This window comes from Streptomyces sp. NBC_00448 (assembly GCF_036014115.1).
GTDB lineage: Bacteria > Actinomycetota > Actinomycetes > Streptomycetales > Streptomycetaceae > Actinacidiphila.
Genome location: NZ_CP107913.1, coordinates 1686322 through 1704033, shown reverse-complemented (window position 1 = coordinate 1704033; position 17712 = coordinate 1686322). Strand labels below are relative to the sequence as shown.

Genomic DNA, 17712 nt, shown 5'->3' with positions numbered 1-17712 from the left:
GTCAGCCCTTCGTCGCGCCGGCGGTGAGGCCGCCGACGATCTTGCGCTGCATGATCACGAAGAAGATCAGCACCGGCGCGATCGCCAGCAGCAGCGTCGGATAGACCACGGACAGGTCGGTGGTGTGCAGACCGATCGCGGCGTAGACGCCGGTCATCACGGTGTAGACGCCCGAGGTGGGGCCCAGCACGATCTGCGGGTTCACGAAGTCCGTCCAGACGCCGATGGTGTGCAGGACCACGGCCGTGATCACGACCGGGCGCATCAGCGGGAAGACGACCTGCCAGAAGATCCGCAGCCGGCCGGCGCCGTCGATCTGCGCCGCCTCGTCGAGCTGACGCGGGATGGTCTTGATGTAGCCGACGTAGAGGAACATCGACAGGGGCACGGTCAGCGTCGTCTCGTACAGGACGAAGCCGGGGATGGTGCCCATCAGACCCGTGTAGCGCAGGACGTAGATCACCGGGATGACCAGCACCTGCCCGGGGATGAACAGTCCGGCCAGGAACACCAGCAGCAGCAGCTTGTGCCACAGCCGAGTCCCTCGGGCGACGACGTAGGCGGCCGGGCCGGCCAGTACCAGCGACAGCGCGTTGACCAGCACCACGAACAGCACCGTGATGCCGAACGCCTTGGCGACGTTGTAGTCCGGCGAGGACAGCGCTGCCCGCAGGTAGTGCGTGGACAGCCCACCCGGGCCGGCGGCGAACGGCTTCTCCCTGATCACCGCGTCCGACTTGAAGGCGTTGACCACCACGAGGTACAGCGGCACCAGCATCACCAGCGCGCACAGGCCGAGCACGCCCGCGGCAGTCCAGCTGCCGATCCTGCGGTTCATGCCTCCACCGCCTTCTCGCTGCGTTGGCGCAGCAGCACGATCACGATGGCGAGGACCGCCGTGGCGACCATGAGCACGACGCTCTGGGCCAGGGCGTAGCCGATCTGCCCGTTGCGGAAGGACGACGCCAGCACCATGTAGGCGTACGTCTGGGTGTGGCCGGCCGGACCGCCGTCCGTCATGGCGAGCACCAGGTCGTAGACCCGCAGCAACTGCACGAGCACCAGGACCACGTTGATCGTCACGGTGGGCGCGAGCATCGGCAGCACGACATGGCGGAAGGTCTGCCAGCGTGACGCGCCGTCGAGGCGGGCCGCCTCCAGCAGCGACTCCGGAATGGTCTGCAGGCCGGAGAGGTAGAGCACCACGTTCACGCCGAACGTCGACCAGACCACCACGAAGACGACCGCGGCGAGCGCCCAGTGCGGATCGGCCAGGAACGGGATCGTCCCGTGGTGCGCCGCGGTCAGCACCGCGTTGACCGCGCCGTCGCTGCTGAGCACCGCCGACCACAGGAAGCCGATGATCACCGCGCCCAGCACGTGCGGGTAGAAGAACAGGCCGCGCAGGACCGCCTTGAGCCGGCCCGTGCCGTTGAGCATCATCGCCAGGCCCAGGCCGAGCACGTTGCAGGCCACGGTGCCGACGACCGCGATCACCAGCGTGACGTGCGTCGCGCTCGCCACGCCCGGGTCGGAGAAGAGCCGCCGGTAGTTGGCCAGGCCCAGGAAATCCGGGTGCGGGGAGTAGCCGTCCCAGTTGGTGAGGCTGAGCTTGGCGGCCACCACGATGGGGATGAGCACGAAGACCACGACGGCCAGCAGTGCGGGGCCGACCATCACCATGTCGGTCAGGCCGCCGACGGCGCGCAGCCGCAGCGGGCGGCGGTTCCTGGGCAGGTCGGTGTGACGGGTGGACCGCGTCGCCGGGGGGTCGTCCGCCGGTCCCGGAGCGGTGGCGGTCAGCTCACTTGGGCGCATTCGACGTCCACCACTTGTCCATCGCGGCCGCGACCGCGGCGGGCTTCGTGCCGAGATACAGGCTCTGGATCTGCGTGTTGATCTCGTCCTCGAATCCGGCCGGGGCGGAGTTGTCGCCCAGGCCCGGACCGATGGCGACGACCTTGCCGTGGGCCGCGTCCAGGATCTTCCCGACCTCGTCGGTCAGCGGGGAGGCGTCGTAGCTGTACCCGGTACGGAAGTTGCCCTCGGCCTTGAGCGAGGTGGTGATCGCGGCCTTGTCGCTGACCAGGTACTTCACCAGGCCCATGGCCGCGGTCTGCTGGTTGGACGCCTTGAGCACCGAGTACGTCATGGCCGGGTTGCTCGCCTGCGGCGGCTCGGAGCCGTCGAACGTCGGGACCGGGAACACCCCGACGTCGAAGGACGGCTTCGCGCTGTCGACCGAGGCCACCAGCCAGCTGCCCATCACCATGGTCGCCGACTTGCCGGTCGTGAAGTCGGTGATCATGTCCTGGTACTTGGTGCCGTCGGCGTCCTTGGGGACGAGGCCCTGCTTGATCCAGGACTGGTAGACGTCGAGGTACTTGGCGTAGTTGCTGTCGGCGAACGAGACGGCGTTCTTGTTGCGCTGCGCGTACCAGTCCGGTGCGGTGTTCATCACGTTGGGGTTGGCGAGCATGAGGAACTGCGAGCCGGTGGTCCACTCGCCGCCGGTCTGCAGCGGCGTGTAGCCGGCGGTCTTGAGCTTGCGCAGATCCGCCGTGTACTGGTCGACCGTCTTGGGCGGGTCGGTGATGCCGGCCTTCTGGAAGGCGGCCTTGTTGTAGAACACCAGCGACTGGATCTGCACGCCGGTGCCGACCATCCAGACCTTGCCCTTGAGCTTGGAGGACTGGGAGAACGGCGCGTTCTTCACCCACGGCTCGTCCGGCAGGGGTGCCATCTGGTCGGCGAACTGGGTGTTCTGCCCACCGGCGATGATGGCCGGCGGCCTGCCCGCGGCCAGATCCTGCTGGAGTGAGTCCGTGACGCCCTTGCCGGTGGGTGCCTCGATCGTGACCTTCACGCCCGGGTGGGCGGCGACGTACGGCGCCACCAGGTCTTTGTAGAACTGCTTGGTCAGCACGGGTGTGGTGTTGACCAGCATCCGGATGTCGGTGCCGCCCTTGCCCGAGCCGGTACCGCTCGAACAGGCCGTCAGCATCGCGGCGGATACGGCGATGGCACCCAGCTTGGCCAGGCGCCGGTGAGAACCCGAAACCATCGAACCCTCCCTCAGTTCCTATCGGTTATCGATAGCCCGCTCACTTTCGGGGGCGAACTGGGCGGGAGTCAAGGGCCGTTGACGCCAGCGTTACCTATTCGCAACATCCGGACTGCCGATATAGCCCCAGGTACGGCGGGTTCTGCTGGATTACGCAAGAACTCTTGACAACTCTCGTCGGCCACAGACTACTTGTCTCTCGGTCATTATCGATAGGAAGCCGCATCGTGCAACGAGGGCCGGTGGGGGGAGGCGCGCTGCGCCCGAACCGGCGCCCGGTTCCAGCAGGTACCCACGAAAGGCACGACATGTCCCAGTTCTCTCGACGCGATCTGCTCAAGGCCGCCGGGGCCACCGCGGCGGCCGTCTCGGCAGCCGTCGTCACCGGGCCGGCCGCCCATGCCGAGCCGGTCCACGGGCGAGGCCGACAGCGCGAGCCCGTCCGGCAGTTCTTCGTGGCACCGGGTGGGAACGACACCGCCCCGGGCACCCAGGCCGCGCCGCTCGCGACGCTCGAAGGAGCGCGTGACGCGATCCGGAGATGGCGGAAGGGGTCGAAGGACCGCGCGACCGCCTCGGTGACCGTCCAACTCCGGGGCGGCGTGTACCGGCGGACGCAGAGCTTCACTCTCGACGCGCGGGACTCCGGTTCACCGGGCCGACCGGTCACCTACACCGCGTACAACGGCGAGGAGGTACGGCTCGTCGGCGGCGTGGAACTGCCCGGTGCGAGCTTCGCGCCGGTCACCGACCAGGCGGTCGTCGACCGGCTCCCCGCCGCCGTCCGCGACCTCGTCCAGGAGGTCGATCTGGCCGCGCTCGGGATCAGCGACTACGGCCGGATCGTGCAGACCGGCTACGGCCTGCCCGCCGCGGTGACCGCGCCCGAACTCTTCTTCAACGGCTCGGCGATGACGCTGGCGCGCTATCCGAGCGCCGACTTCCTCACCGTCGGCAAGGTCGTCGACCCCGGCGGGAACCCCCGCAGCGTCCTCGGCGACCCCGCGAAGATGGCGGCGGAGTTCGCCAAGGGCGCGACCTTCGCGTACACCGACCCCCGGCCGTCGACCTGGGCCGACACCAGCGACGTGTGGATGTACGGCTACTGGTTCTACGACTGGGCCGACGGGAACCTCCGGATCAAGGCGATCGACCAGGCGGCGCAGCAGATCTCCACCGAGACCGCGAGCATGTACAGCGTCAAGGCCGGTCAGCGGTACTACTACTACAACGTCCTGGAGGAACTCGACACGCCGGGGGAGTGGTATCTCGACCGGGACACCGGGAAGTTGTACCTGTACCCGCCGGACGCGATGTCCGGCGCGACCGTGCTGCTGTCGCTGCTCGCCGACCCGATGGCGGTGCTCGACGGCTGCTCGAACGTGACGTTCGCGAACCTGGTGTTCGAAGGAGCGCGAGGCGACGGCGTCGTCGTCACCGACGGCACCGCCAACGCCGTCCGCGACTGCACGCTGCAACTCCTGGGCGGGCGGGCGGTCAGGTTCGGCGACGCGAGCACGCCGGACGGACCGGGCGGCGGTTCGCACAACGAGGTCCGCGGCTGCCACATCCTGGCCACCGGCCAGGGCGGCATCTCCCTCGCCGGCGGTGACCGGGCCACCCTCACCCCGGCGAGGAACCAGGCGGTCGGCAACGAGATCCACGACTACAGCCGGCTCCAGGCGACGTACAGCCCCGCGGTCGAACTCGCCGGCGTGGGCAACCGCGCGGCCAACAACCACATCTACGACGCGCCGCACGTCGCGGTCCTGTTCCGCGGCAACGACCACCTGATCGAGTACAACGAGATCAACGACGTGGTGAAGCAGACCAACGACGCCGGCGCCATCTACGCGGGACGCGACTGGACCGGACGCGGCACCGTCATCCGCTACAACTTCCTGCACGACATCGTCGGCACCCCCGGCGGCGACCTCGCCTCGGGCGTCTACCTCGACGACTGCTACTGCGGCACGACGGTGTCCGGCAACATCTTCTACCAGGTCCACACCGGCTTCCAGATCGGCGGCGGCCGGGACAACGTCATCACCAACAACGTCATGCTGTCGGGCATGCACTCGGTGATGCTCGACGAGCGCGGACTCAACTGGGCCGCCGCGGACCTGGCACCCGGCGGCGCCTGGGGAATGTACGACCTGCTGGCCGCCGTCCCCTACCAGGACGAGCCCTGGCGGTCGCGCTATCCGCACCTCGCGACCATCACCGACGACGATCCGGCGTACCCGAAGTACAACACCGTCGAGTACAACGCGCTGTACGGCATCCCCGCGCTGAGCATCGCCCCGTCCGCGCTCACCTACGGAACCGTCGACCACAACCTGACCCTCACCGCCGACCCAGGGGTGGTGACGGTCACCGACGGGACGGTGCGGCTGAGCGGTGACGACCGGATCGCCGCGCAACTTCCCGGCTACCACCGGATTCCCGTCGACCGCATCGGGCTGAAGTGACCACCCGGAAGGCGGCGCGATAGCCGAAAGGAGCGGGCCCGTGTCCCTGACACGGGCCCGCTCCTCCATCCGCCTGTCCGGCTACCGCACGTCGTAGGCGCGGGTGACGGTCTGGGTGACCGCGTTGCCGTTCGCGTCGGTGAGGGAGACCTTCAGCGTGACCTGCTTGCCGGCGGCGCCGGTGTGGTCGAGGACAGCGGTCCACTTCCCGTGCTGCTGACGGGTCGGCGCCTGGGTCCAGGTGGCGCCGTCGTCGTAGGAGTAGGACAGCGCGGCCGCGGTGATCGCGCCCGGGGTGTACCCGGCGTGGCCCTCCGCCGACAGGCCGACCGTGATGCCGCTCCGCGCGGGCAGCGTGTTCGTACCGTCCACCGGCAGGTCGTACGCCGGGAACAGGATCGGCAGGCCACGGGAGTAGACGTCCGGCTCCAGGTGCGAGCGGAAGCTCCAGGTGGTGGTGACGGCGGTGGAGCGCAGCCAGTTCGGGTCCGAGGTCGGGATCTTGGACAGGTACTGGGTGAGCTCGTACGCGGAGTCCTCGGGCGGCACCGTGAACACGTCGTACGGATACTCGCTGGTGGCGATCTGCTCGCCGTCGCGCTTCAGCACCAGGCTGCCGAGGTCGCCGAACGACGCGCCGCCGGACCAGTGGTCACCGGAGGCGTCGAGCCACAGCGCGCTCTGGAAGCCGATCAGGTCGCCCTGCCGCTCGGCGGCCAGTACCGGCTTGCCGTCCGTGTCGCGCGGCGCCGCCGGCCGCAGGAGACCGCGGTACCACTCCTCGGTACGGCGCTCGCCGGCCCGGTAGGTGCGGTTCTGGTCGCCCATGTACGCGGCGAACGGGAAGCTGGTCATCGCGCCGTGCTGCCAGACGTCGTCGCCGGTCGTGTAGTAGGCGGTCCGCGTCCCCGGTACGTGGACCGGGTCGAACAGGCTCACCGTGATGGTGGTGCCGCTGTCCCAGGAGGGGATGAGGAACAGCCCGTCCATGTAGTCGGCTTCCTTGCCGAGGGCGTACCACTTCTCGGTGACCTGGGCCAGCTTGGTGTCCCGCGGCCGGTAGACCTGGTCGGACGTCAGCGGGCCCTGGGTCGGGAACGAGAGGTTGTAGACGTACGGCGAGCCGTTCTGCGCACCGGTCGCACGCCAGGTGGGCCGGAACTCGAAGGTGCCCTTCTTCGCGCGGCCGTCGACGGAGGCGTAGAAGTTCTGCACGTCGCTGCCGGCCATCAGCGAGCCGCTCAGCTGCCAGGTGTCGTCCCAGGTGCGGCCGTAGCTGAAGGTGGTGTGGCTCACCGTCGAGGGGCGGTCGGTGCGCACGCTCAACCGGTGCGCCGTGCGGGCGTCCAGGACGATGGTGGTGTCCCGGGTGAGGTGCACCTGCGGATGCGCGAGGTAGCCGATGGATTCGACGGCGTTGTCCGCGTCGTAGGTGGCCACGAAGCCGGAGAGGGCGTAGTCGCCCGGCCGCACGCTGTACGTCTGGTCGCTCGCGCCGTCGTTGCTGCGGCGCTCGCCCTTGGCGGTGTCGAGGCTGACCAGGTCCACGGACGAAGCGCCGGTCGCGGGCGCGCCGTTGCGGTCGACGACCTTGACCCGCAGGGTGAGCGTCTCCGGCTGGACGTAGAGCGTGACCGGCACGGAGACGTGCGCGCCGCCGCCGGTGGCCGTGATCCGGCCGGTGACCGCTCCGTACTGGGCGGCGGTGAGACGGGCGGTCGGATCGATCCGCACCGGCACCTGGACGGTGGCCCCCGCGGGAACGCTCACCTTGCCCTGCGCCGGCTTGATGACGGGGGAGTCGACGTCGCTGCCGTCGTTGCCGTGCACGCCGCTGACCTTGAGACCCAGGGTGACCGCGGCCGTGCCGGTGTTGGTGAAGGGCACCTGCACGGTGGTGCGGTCCGAGGCGTCCTGCGGCCAGTTGTAGCTGCCGCCTTGCACGGCCGGCGCGGAGAGCACCTTCTGGTGCACTGCCGCGTACACGTCGAGGACACCGCCCCCGGTCTGGTCGGCGCCCGCGACCTTGCCGCCGGTACGGGCGGAGGAGACCAGCGCGGCCTTGATCTGCTGGGCGGTCCAGGTCGGGTGGGCCTGGCGGACGATGGCCGCCGCGCCGGCGACGTGCGGGGTGGCCATGGAGGTGCCCGACATCGTCTGGTAGGCGTAGACACCCCGCCCGCCCGCCTTGGCCGCGAGGATGTCGACGCCGGGGGCGGCGATCTCGGGCTTGAGGGTGTGGGTGACAGCCACCGGCCCGCGGCTGGAGAAGGACGCGGTGGCGTCCTTCTGGTCGACGGCGCCGACGGTCAGCACGCCGGGCGCGCAACCGGGCGAGGAGACGGTCTCGGTGCCGGGACCGGAGTTGCCGGCGGCGACGACGAACAGGGTGTGCGTGTTCTGCGAGAGATCCTGCGCGGCCTGGGCCAGCGGGTCGGAGCAGTCGCCGATCTCGGGGTTGCCCAGGCTCATGGAGACGACGTCGGCCTGCTGGTCGACGGCCCACTGCATGCCCGCGATGATCCAGGAGGTGTCGCCGGAGCCGCTGTCGTCGAGGACCTTGCCGATGAGCAGGGAGGTTCCGGGGGCGACGCCCTTCTCGCGGCCGTCGCTCGCGGCTCCGGAGCCGCCGACGGTGGAGGCGGTGTGCGTGCCGTGGCCCTGCCGGTCGTCGGTGCTGTCGGAGTCCGTGAAGTTCTTCGACTCGGCGATCCGGTTGACCAGGTCCGGGTGTTCGGCGTCCACACCCGTGTCCAGCACGGCGACCTTGGTGCCCTTGCCGTCGTAGCCCTCGGCCCAGGCCTGCGGCGCGCGCACCTGCTGGGTGGACTGCTCCAGCGTCGCCTTGACCTTGCTGTCCAGCCACAGCTTCTTCAGCGAGGTGGCGGAACGCGACCGGGTGCCGGTGATGTCCTGCCAGAAAGTGGCGGCGGTGGACTTGTCGGCCTTGAGCGCGACGCCGTCCACGGCCGGGAGGCTCAGGCCCTGCTCGGCGCCCCGCGGGGCGGCCGGCGCGCTGGCGGCGACATTCACCCCGTTCTGGTAGGTGGCGATGAGGGGCAGCGTGCTGCTGTGGGCGTCGTCGTACCCCTGGCGGATGAGCCCGGTGACGTTGAACAGCTGCTGGTCCACCTTGCCCTCGGCGATCGCCTGGGCGGCGTCCGCCGGGTAGACATAGAGGTCCTTGCCCGACTGGAAGGTCTCCACCAGCGGCTGGGTGCCGTCCTCGCGGGGCAGTACGGCTGCCGAGCTGTGGCCCGACGGGTCCGTGGTCACCACGACCTTGTCGCCGGTGACGAGGGTGACGGTGACCTGCTTGCCGCCCGTTGCCGCGGTTCCGCTGCCGGTGAGGGGATGTTGCCCGGAGGCACCGTCAGGGGATGCGGCCGCTGCCCCGGACGGCGCGCCGGCGGTGACGGCCAGGACGGCGGCGGTCGCCGCGCCCAGGGCCATCCGCGCTATTGGATGCATGAGTCTCCCTACTCGAAGCCGTGGACATGCCATGCTCGGCTGCATCCTGGCAGGGATACGGATCGCTGAGAGGCGCCGCGGGTGACGGGTCTCCCGCGTGACGGCATTCCGACAATCGGCCGTGTCCGCCGGGTCGTTCCGCCGCGCGGGGTCGGTTTCGCGGACGGATTCCGCGGACGGATTCCCCGCGGACGGCCGCTACGGCGGTGATCCGCTCAGAGCCAGCCCGCGCGTGCGGCGTGCCATCCGAGTTGGAGGCGCGACCCTCCGCCGGCGAGGTCCGTCAGCCGGCGCACCCGTCGCTCCACGGTGCGGATGGAGAGGCCGAGTTGGGATGCCGCCCGGCGGTCGGAGACCCCGGCCAGCAGCAGGGCGAGGACCTCCAGTTCCTCCGCGGTCGGTTGCGGGTCGCCGGCCGGGTCCTCCAGGGTCCCCGTGCCGGTGAACACCGGCCGGGCCTGGGCCCACTCCTTCTCGAAGAGGTGCACCAGGGCCGTCAGCAGGCCGCTGCGGTGGACGACGACCGCGCTCGGCACACCGCCGGAGTCCGTCATCTCCAGTGGCACCATGGCGCGTTCCCGGTCCGAGATGACCATCTTCAGCGGCAGCGAGTCGACCAGGCGGAACGCGACACCCGCCATGACGGACTCCCGCACGTCCCGCACCACGTCGTCACCGTCGAGATAGTCCTTGGCGGCCACCACCCGGAAGTCGACCCCCCGGCCCAGGGCGGAGCTCTCCGACGAGTCGGCATCCTCCCTCGCCACCGCGACGGCCTCGCCGACGAGGAAGACGAGCAGTTCCCGCTGGGCGCCGCACTGCAGTTGGTGGAACCGGTGCGCGACCTGCTCCGCGCCGACGACCACCTCCACGACACCGCCGTCCGTGTGCGCGGCGGTGTGGCGGTACCGCTCGGTCAGCTTCGCGTACGCGGTCTCGGCCAGGTGCAGGGCGTTGCGCTGCTCGACGAGGAGGGGGGCCAGGGCCACCGACGGTGGGGTGAGCCGGTAGCGGGTGGGCCGGGGGGCCTCGGGCCCGGGCTTTTCGGGTGCGGGTGCGGGTGTAGGCCCGGCTACGGGTGCAGGTCCGGGTTCGGCTACGGGCGCGGGTCCGGCTTCGAGCCCGGCCGGGCCCGAAGTCCGGGTGTCGGTGGCGACGGCCACCAAGCCGCGTCCCGTGAGGTCCCGCAGTATCCGCTCGCTGGTGGCCTCTTCGAGGCCGGTCTGCCAGGCGAGGTCCTGCGCGGAGGCTGCCGGCCCGGCCAACAGCGCCATGTACACGGCCTCTTCGGGCGCGCCCAGCCCCAGAGCCTCCAGCATCGGGTCCCTCCTCGAGCGGCCACCGTGTCCGGCCCCGGTACGACTCGCCTGCGCCAAGTGGATCTTCTGGACCGAACCCTATCCCGCCGTCAGGAAGCCTCCGTTCGGGCGTTGTTGCTGCCGGCGCGGTCCACCGGATGGGCGTTCGTGAGCGCTTGGATGGGCGTTCTTGATCGCTCGCCGCCGGGCGTTCCCGGTGCGGTCGGCGGCTTCGCTGCCATGCGCGGGCCGTGGCGAGCGAGTCCGTACAGACGTCGAACGCCGCTCGGCGCGACCGTGTCCTCCCGTTCTGCCCCGATCGGTCCACTCTCTCAAGTGCCCAGCAGGGCAGTGCCGTTGGCGATGATCACCGCGCCTCGTCACGTGCAAGTTACCGGAGTGAAACCTTGACGCGCTGCGGGGGCCTGTCTAGCCTCTGGCCGCTGAGTGAATCTGGTCGGTTGAGTTCGATTCGGTTGGATTCCTTGCTCGCCCCTTCCCGCTTCGCTCCACCGAGTCGGTTGTCATCCGCGTGACGAGGACGCGGTCCTCCAGGAGGCAGGCACATGGACACGTACAGGCAACGACGATGGACAGGCGGTGAGAGCCGCTTCGTGGCGCTGGCCGCGGTCCTGGCCGTGATCATGGCCTCGGTGGCGGTGCTGCTGGCCCCGGCCAGAGCCGGTGCGGCCACCACGACGTCGATCACCGTGGACGGCACGTCGCCCGGCCGCACCTTCGACGGCATCGGCACGGTCAGCGGTGGCGGGGCGAACTCCCGTGCGCTGATCGACTATCCGGAGCCGCAGCGCAGCCAGATCCTGGACTATCTGTTCAAGCCGGACTACGGCGCGAGCATGCAGATCCTGAAGGTGGAGATCGGCGGTGACGCCAACTCCACCGACGGACCCGAACCCAGCATCGAGCGCACCAAGGGCAAGGTGAACTGCGACGCCGGCTACGAGTGGTGGATCATGGAGCAGGCCGCCGCCCGCAACCCGAACATCACGTTCGTCGGCCTGGAATGGGCCGCACCGGGCTGGATCGGGGTCGACGACCCCGGCAACCCCTCGCCCGGGCAGCCCTACATGTGGTCCAAGGACAACATGGACTACCTCACCACGTGGCTCGGCTGCGCGAAGTCCCACCATCTGAAGGTCGGTTACCTCGGCGGGTGGAACGAGAACCCCACCGACAAGACGTACTTCGAGGCCCTGCGCAAGCACCTCGACGCCACCGGCGACTCGGCCGTCAAGCTGGTGGCGCCGGACGAGGACAACACCGGTGGGAGCTGGTCGATCGCCGACGACCTCGCCGGCGACAGCGCGTTCGACAACGCGGTCGGGGTCGTCGGACTGCACGGCGTGTGCTGGCACTCCAGTCCCTCGTACACCGGCTGCCCCGGCAGCACGGTCGCGGAGGGACTCGACAAGCCGCTGTGGGTCTCCGAGGACGACAACGACAGCGACGGCGCGAACCCGCAGGCGCTGGCCCGCAACCTCAACCGCGAGTACATCGACGCCAAGGTCACCGCGGACATCAAGTGGCCGCTGGTCGGCTCCTGGCCGTCCAACGAGCCGTTCTACGGCGCCGCCCCGCTGATGGCCGACCAGCCCTGGTCCGGGTCCTACACGGTCGGCCGGGACATCTGGGTCATGGCGCACACCACGCAGTTCGCCCAGCCGGGATGGAAGTACCTCGACGGTGCCGGCGGTTACCTCGCCGGCAGCGGCAGCGGCGGCGATCCGCACAGCGGCAGCTACGTGACGCTGAAGTCCGGGCGGGACTACAGCACGGTCATCGAGACCACCGACGCCCAAGCGCCCCAGACCGTCAGCCTCACCGTGAAGGGCGGCCTGTCCACCAAGGCCGTGCAGGTCTGGCACAGCAACGTCGCCTCCACCGATCCCGCCCAGTGGTTCGACCAGGAAGCGAGCATCACCCCCCACGACGGCACCTACTCGCTCACCCTCCAGCCCGGCTCCGTCTACACCCTCACCACCACGCGCCACCAGGCCAAGGGCGCCGCCGTCCCGCCGCCCTCGCAGACCCAGCCGCTGCCCTACCGGAACGACTTCTCCACCTACCCCGCCGGAACCTCACCCCGGTACTTCCACGACTGGGCCGGCGCGTTCGAGACCGCGACGTGCCCCGGCGACTCCGGAACGCGGGGGTGCCTGCGCCAGGTCCTCACCCATGCCCCGCTGCCGTGGCACACGGACATGAACTACACCCCCACCACCTTCCTCGGTGACCCCGCGTGGAAGGACTACCAGGCCAGCGCCGACGTCCGGTTCGAACAGCCGTCGACCTCGGCGGAACTGCTCGGCCGCGTCGACCACGCCGACCACGACCGCTCCGCGTACCACCTCAAGCTCGGCACCGACGGCGCCTGGAGCCTCTACACCGAGAACCAGAGCGCGACCGACACCACCCTGGCGAGCGGCACCGTCCCCGCGCCCGGCACCGGGAGCTGGCACAACCTGGCGCTGAGCATGAACGGTTCGACCATCGAGGCGTCCATCGACCACACCCGCGTCGCGACCCTCACCGACACCAGCCACGCCACCGGGCAGACCGGCTTCGAGGTCGGCAGCTTCGCCAAGGTCGACTTCACCGACGTCGCCGTCACCGCTCCGGCCGGCACCACCCACGCCACGGCCACGGCCACCAGCCAGCGCGCCGGAAGCGGAGCCCGCAACGCCGTCGACGGCGACCCGGCGACCGCCTGGAGCAGCGAGACGTCCCGCAGGCCCCAGTCCGTCACCGTCGACCTCGGCGCGGTGAAGAAGGCCGGCGCCCTGTCCTACCTGCCTCCGCAGGGACGCGGCGCCAAGGGAACGATCACGCGGTACACCGTCTACACCAGCACCGACGGCACCACCTTCCACCAAGCGGCCACCGGAAAGTGGCGGGCGGACCGCACCCCCAAGACCGCCGTCTTCCCGGCCCGGGCGGCTCGCTATGTCCGCCTCGAAGCCGACACCACCACCGGAGGCTACGCGTCCGCGGCGGAGATCAGCGTCGACTCCACCGACCGGGGCCCGATCACCGACGTGAACAGCGGCAAGTGCGTGGATGTGTCCGGCGGGTCCACCAGCGACGGAGGGTCGATCATCCAGTGGCCCTGCGGCACCAACAAGCCGAACCAGACATGGCAGTTCGTCCAGGCTCCCGGAAACAGCGGCGCCTTCCGGCTGGTGTCGGGCAGCAGCGGCAAGTGCCTCGACGTGACCGCGGCGTCCACGGGCGACGGAGCACCGATCGTCCAGTGGGCCTGCGACGCCACCAGGCCGAGCCAGCAGTGGACGTTCGTCCAGCTCCCCGGCGGCAGCGCCTACCAGGTGGTCTCGGTGAACAGCGGGAAGTGCCTCGACCTGGACGGATCGTCCACGAGCGACGGAGCACCGCTCGTGCAGCTGACCTGCGACGCCACCAAGCCCAGCCAGCAGTGGAACTACCCGGCGCTCGCCCAGTAGGCGACCGCGCCATCACCGACAACGGAGGTTTCCATGAGATTGAGGGGCGTCAGACGCCGGCTCCTGCACCGGTTCCTGGCCACCGCCACGGTCGTCGCGCTGCTCTGCGGCCTGGGACTTGGCGTGGCCGGCGGCGCGACGGCGGCACCACGGCCGGACGCAGCGCAGTCCGGGCGGTCCGCGAGTTCCGCGGGCACCCGGCATTCGGTGACGTACGACGGCTACTCGTACCTGATCGACGGCAAGCGCACCTACCTGTGGTCCGGTGAGTTCCACTACTTCCGGCTGCCCAGCCAGGGCGAGTGGCTGGACGTGCTGCAGAAGATGAAGGCGGCCGGGTTCAACGCCGTGTCGGTGTACTTCGACTGGGGCTACCACTCGCCCGCGCCGGGGGTCTACGACTTCACCGGTGTGCGGGACGTGGACAAGCTGCTGGACATGGCGGACCAGCTGGGCATGTACGTGATCGCCCGGCCTGGCCCGTACATCAACGCCGAAGTCGACGGCGGGGGATTCCCGGCCTGGCTGCACAACGAGGTCACCTCCACCCGCACCACCGACCCGACCTGGCTGAAGTACTCCGACCAGTGGCAGACGCAGATCGACCGCATCCTCGCCCGCCACCAGCTCACCAACGGCACCGGCACGGTGATCCAGTACCAGGTCGAGAACGAGTTCTACGACAGCGGCTCGGACGCCCGGGCGTACATGCAGCACCTGGAGGACAAGGCCAGGGCGGACGGCATCAGCGTGCCGCTGGTCGGCAACAACAACGGCACCTTCAACTCCGGCACGGGCGCCCTGGACGTGGACGGCGTCGACTCCTACCCCGGGGGATTCTGCGCCGACGCGTCGCAGTGCGGCGTCCCGGACATCAGCTACGACCACCCGGCCGGAAAGCCACTGGTGACCGCGGAATACCAGGGCGGCTGGTTCGACAACTGGGGCGGGCCCGGCTACGACGTCTACGCGCAGCAGTACAACGACCAGTTCGCCGACGTGTACTACAAGCAGAACATCGCCGTCGGCGCCACCATGCAGAACTTCTACATGGCCTACGGCGGCACCAACTGGGGCTGGCTCGGCATGATGAGCCACTACACGTCCTACGACTACGGCGCCGCGATCCGCGAGACACGCCAACTCGACCCGAAGTACGATCAGGACAAGCTGATCGGCTACTTCACGCAGGCCGTCGCCCCGCTCACCAAGACCGACGCCCTGCCCTCGGTCACGACCGACAACACCAAGATCGTGGACACCGCGCGGGTCAACCCCGACACCGGCACCCAGTTCCACGTGCTGCGGCACGCCGACTCGAACGCGACGAGCACCGACAGCGCGCACCTGACGCTCGACCTCGGCGCGCGGACGTACACCGTTCCGCAGCAGCCCGGCACGTCGCTGACCCTGAACGGCCGCGAGTCCTCGATCGTCGTCGCGAACTACGACCTCGGCCAGAAGAACCTGCTGCGCTACTCGACCTCGCAGATCATGACCGACGACACCATCGGCGGCCGGGACGTCGCGGTCCTCTACGGCGACCACGGCACCGACGGCGAGACGGTCCTGCACTACGACAAGAAGCCCACCGTCGCCTCCACCGGCGGCACCGTGACCTCCACCTGGGACGCGACCACCGGCGACCTGCGACTGAACTACCAGCACACCGGCCTGACCCAGGTCCGGATCAGCGGCGGCGGCCACCCGCTCCTGCTGCTGCTCGCCGACACCGCGACCGCCAAGACCTTCTGGCGGCAGGACACCGCCGCCGGCCCGGTCCTGGTCCGCGGCACCCACCTGCTGCGCGGCGCCTCGTCCCACGGCACCGCGTTCGCCCTCACCGGCGACACCGGCACCGACGGCTCCATCGAGGTCTGGTCCGCGGCCAAGTCCCTGACCTGGAACGGCCTGCCGGTCCACACCCGCACGGCGGAGGACGGCAGCCTCACCGGCACGCTCCCGACCGCCGCGGCGGTCACCCTGCCCGCGCTCACCGACTGGAAGCACATCCAGGAGTCGCCGGAGTCGCAGCCCGGCTTCGACGACTCGTCCTGGCAGGTGGCCGACAAGACCACCTCGAAGATCACCACGCCGGCCACCCTTCCGGTGCTGTCCGCCGACGACTACGGCTTCCACACCGGGTCCGTCTGGTACCGCGGCCGCTTCACCGGCGACAGCAAGACGACCGGCATCACCCTGTCCACCACGAGCGGCGGCGGCGCGGCGGCCTCCTCGGTGTGGCTCAACGGCACCTTCCTGGGCAGTTCCACCGCCGACGGCCAGAAGACTTACACCTTCCCCGCGGGCCTGGTGAAACTCGGCGGCGACAACGTCGTCTCCGTGCTGACCGTGAACATGGGACACGACGAGAACTGGGGACGGTCCGACGCCAGCACCGTCCGCGGCCTGACCGGCGCCAACCTGGTGGGCGACCCGCTGAGCACCATCACCTGGCGGCTGCAGGGCAACCGCGGTGGTCAGACCCCCGTCGACCCCGTCCGCGGCCCGCTGGCCACCGGCGGCCTGTACGGCGAGCGCGCCGGCTACATGCTGCCCGGCTACCCGACGAAGGGCTGGACCCCGACCACCCTGCCCGCCACCGACACCACCCCCGGCGTCTCCTGGTACACCACCGACGTCAACCTGCGCCTGCCCAAGGGGCAGGACACCTCCCTCGGGCTCACCCTCACCGACGACCCGTCCCGCAAGTACCGCGCCGAGATCTACGTCAACGGCTGGGACATGGGCAACTACGTCAACTACCTCGGCCCCCAGCACAGCTTCCCCGTCCCCAACGGGGTGCTGGACCCGCAGGGCAGGAACACCATCGCCATCGCCGTGTGGAACCTCGACGGCAGCACCGGCGGCCTCGGCAAGGTCCAGCTCACCGACTACGGCAGCTACGCCTCCGCCCTGAAGGTCGCGCAGAACGACAGCCCCGGGTACGACGCGAAGAAGTACGCCATGCCCGCCCCGCACCAGCCGTCGGCCGCCCTCCAGGTGCCCGGATCGGTCCAGGGCGGCACGTCCTTCACCGCGACCACGATGGTCAGCGTGCCGGCCGGCACCCCCGAAGCCACCCACGTGACCGCCACGATCGCGGCCCCCGACGGCTGGACCGTCACCCGAAAGACCTCGGCAACGAACCCCGTCCGGGTGCGCGGCGGAACCTCCGCCACCTTCACCTGGACCGTCACCCCGCCGGCCACCCCCGGCAAGGTGAACCCGCTCACCACCACCGTGCGGTTCCGGCAAGGCGGCCGCTCCCGGACCGTCACCGACGAGCGGATCATCGGTTCGGTCCCCGCCCCGCCGCCCGCGGGCACCGACCAGGTCAGCGACCTGACGTTCCTGTCGGCCAGCAACGGCTGGGGCCCGGTCGAACGCGACCAGAGCGTCGGCGGGCAGGCCGCGGACGACGGCACTCCGCTCACGCTGGGCGGCACCGTCTACGCCAAGGGACTGGGCACCAACGCGCCCAGCGACGTGCAGATCTACCTCGGCGGACAGTGCAGCAGGTTCACCGCCACCGTCGGGATCGACAACGGCGACCCGGGCTCGTCCACCTTCTCCGTCATCCTCGACGGCAAGGTCCTCACCACCACCCCGGTCCTCACCGGGCAGTCGACACCGGTCAGCATCGACGTCCCCGTCACCGACGGCCAGATCCTCGACCTGGACGTCGGCGACGGCGGCAACGGCAACGGCAACGACCACGCCGACTGGGCCGCCCCCGTCCTCACCTGTAGGTAGGGCCGGTCCGACAGATCCCGCCCGACCCGAGGCGATCGACCACACGGGCCCGCACCACCCGTCGGGTGGTGCGGGCCCGCGGGACCCGTCAGATCCCTTGCGTGCTCGATCGTCCCCCCGGCAGCGGGGGGACGGGCCCTGACGTGCGCGCCGAAGGCAGAGCCTCGGCCCCC

At 70.1% G+C, this 17712-nt stretch carries 8 protein-coding genes; 3 read left to right on the top strand and 5 right to left on the bottom strand.

Annotation, left to right across the window (positions count from 1 at the left end; translation table 11 throughout):
* Position 1 precedes the first annotated feature (1 nt).
* The 3 genes from OG370_RS07160 to OG370_RS07150 are packed head-to-tail and all read right to left on the bottom strand — an operon-like array spanning position 2 to position 3064.
* Positions 2-838, bottom strand: coding sequence for a carbohydrate ABC transporter permease (locus OG370_RS07160; RefSeq protein ID WP_328461748.1), 837 nt, complete (start codon positions 836-838; stop codon positions 2-4).
* Positions 835-1818: a carbohydrate ABC transporter permease gene (locus tag OG370_RS07155; protein ID WP_328461746.1), complete on the bottom strand. Its 984-nt coding sequence runs from the start codon at positions 1816-1818 to the stop codon at positions 835-837. Before OG370_RS07155 ends, OG370_RS07160 begins: the two co-directional genes overlap by 4 nt.
* On the bottom strand, positions 1805-3064 hold the full coding sequence (locus tag OG370_RS07150; protein WP_328461744.1) for an ABC transporter substrate-binding protein: 1260 nt from the start codon (positions 3062-3064) through the stop codon (positions 1805-1807). Before OG370_RS07150 ends, OG370_RS07155 begins: the two co-directional genes overlap by 14 nt.
* 308 nt (positions 3065-3372) lie before the next feature.
* Between OG370_RS07150 and OG370_RS07145 the strand changes: the two genes are divergently transcribed.
* Positions 3373-5535, top strand: coding sequence for a right-handed parallel beta-helix repeat-containing protein (locus OG370_RS07145; RefSeq protein ID WP_328461742.1), 2163 nt, complete (start codon positions 3373-3375; stop codon positions 5533-5535).
* Between the two features lie 81 nt (positions 5536-5616).
* Here OG370_RS07145 and OG370_RS07140 read toward each other — a convergent pair whose 3' ends face one another.
* Positions 5617-9006, bottom strand: coding sequence for a S8 family peptidase (locus OG370_RS07140; RefSeq protein WP_328461740.1), 3390 nt, complete (start codon positions 9004-9006; stop codon positions 5617-5619).
* 215 nt (positions 9007-9221) lie between these two features.
* Positions 9222-10325 (bottom strand): helix-turn-helix domain-containing protein, encoded by a 1104-nt coding sequence (locus OG370_RS07135; RefSeq protein WP_328461738.1) that lies wholly within the window; start codon positions 10323-10325, stop codon positions 9222-9224.
* 545 nt (positions 10326-10870) lie between these two features.
* On the opposite strand from OG370_RS07135, the gene OG370_RS07130 reads away from it, so the two are divergent.
* Positions 10871-13783 (top strand): RICIN domain-containing protein, encoded by a 2913-nt coding sequence (locus tag OG370_RS07130; protein ID WP_328461736.1) that lies wholly within the window; start codon positions 10871-10873, stop codon positions 13781-13783.
* Between the two features lie 33 nt (positions 13784-13816).
* On the top strand, positions 13817-17539 hold the full coding sequence (locus OG370_RS07125) for a beta-galactosidase (protein WP_328461734.1): 3723 nt from the start codon (positions 13817-13819) through the stop codon (positions 17537-17539).
* Positions 17540-17712: the final 173 nt, after the last annotated feature.

What these genes read in the sequence shown, in the direction of transcription:
- OG370_RS07130 (WP_328461736.1), top strand. Translation starts at nt 10,871, where the DNA reads ATGGACACGTACAGGCAACGACGATGGACAGGCGGTGAGAGCCGCTTC.
- OG370_RS07160 (WP_328461748.1), bottom strand. Translation starts at nt 838, where the DNA reads ATGAACCGCAGGATCGGCAGCTGGACTGCCGCGGGCGTGCTCGGCCTG.
- OG370_RS07150 (WP_328461744.1), bottom strand. Translation starts at nt 3,064, where the DNA reads ATGGTTTCGGGTTCTCACCGGCGCCTGGCCAAGCTGGGTGCCATCGCC.
- OG370_RS07155 (WP_328461746.1), bottom strand. Translation starts at nt 1,818, where the DNA reads ATGCGCCCAAGTGAGCTGACCGCCACCGCTCCGGGACCGGCGGACGAC.
- OG370_RS07135 (WP_328461738.1), bottom strand. Translation starts at nt 10,325, where the DNA reads ATGCTGGAGGCTCTGGGGCTGGGCGCGCCCGAAGAGGCCGTGTACATG.
- OG370_RS07145 (WP_328461742.1), top strand. Translation starts at nt 3,373, where the DNA reads ATGTCCCAGTTCTCTCGACGCGATCTGCTCAAGGCCGCCGGGGCCACC.
- OG370_RS07140 (WP_328461740.1), bottom strand. Translation starts at nt 9,006, where the DNA reads ATGCATCCAATAGCGCGGATGGCCCTGGGCGCGGCGACCGCCGCCGTC.
- OG370_RS07125 (WP_328461734.1), top strand. Translation starts at nt 13,817, where the DNA reads ATGAGATTGAGGGGCGTCAGACGCCGGCTCCTGCACCGGTTCCTGGCC.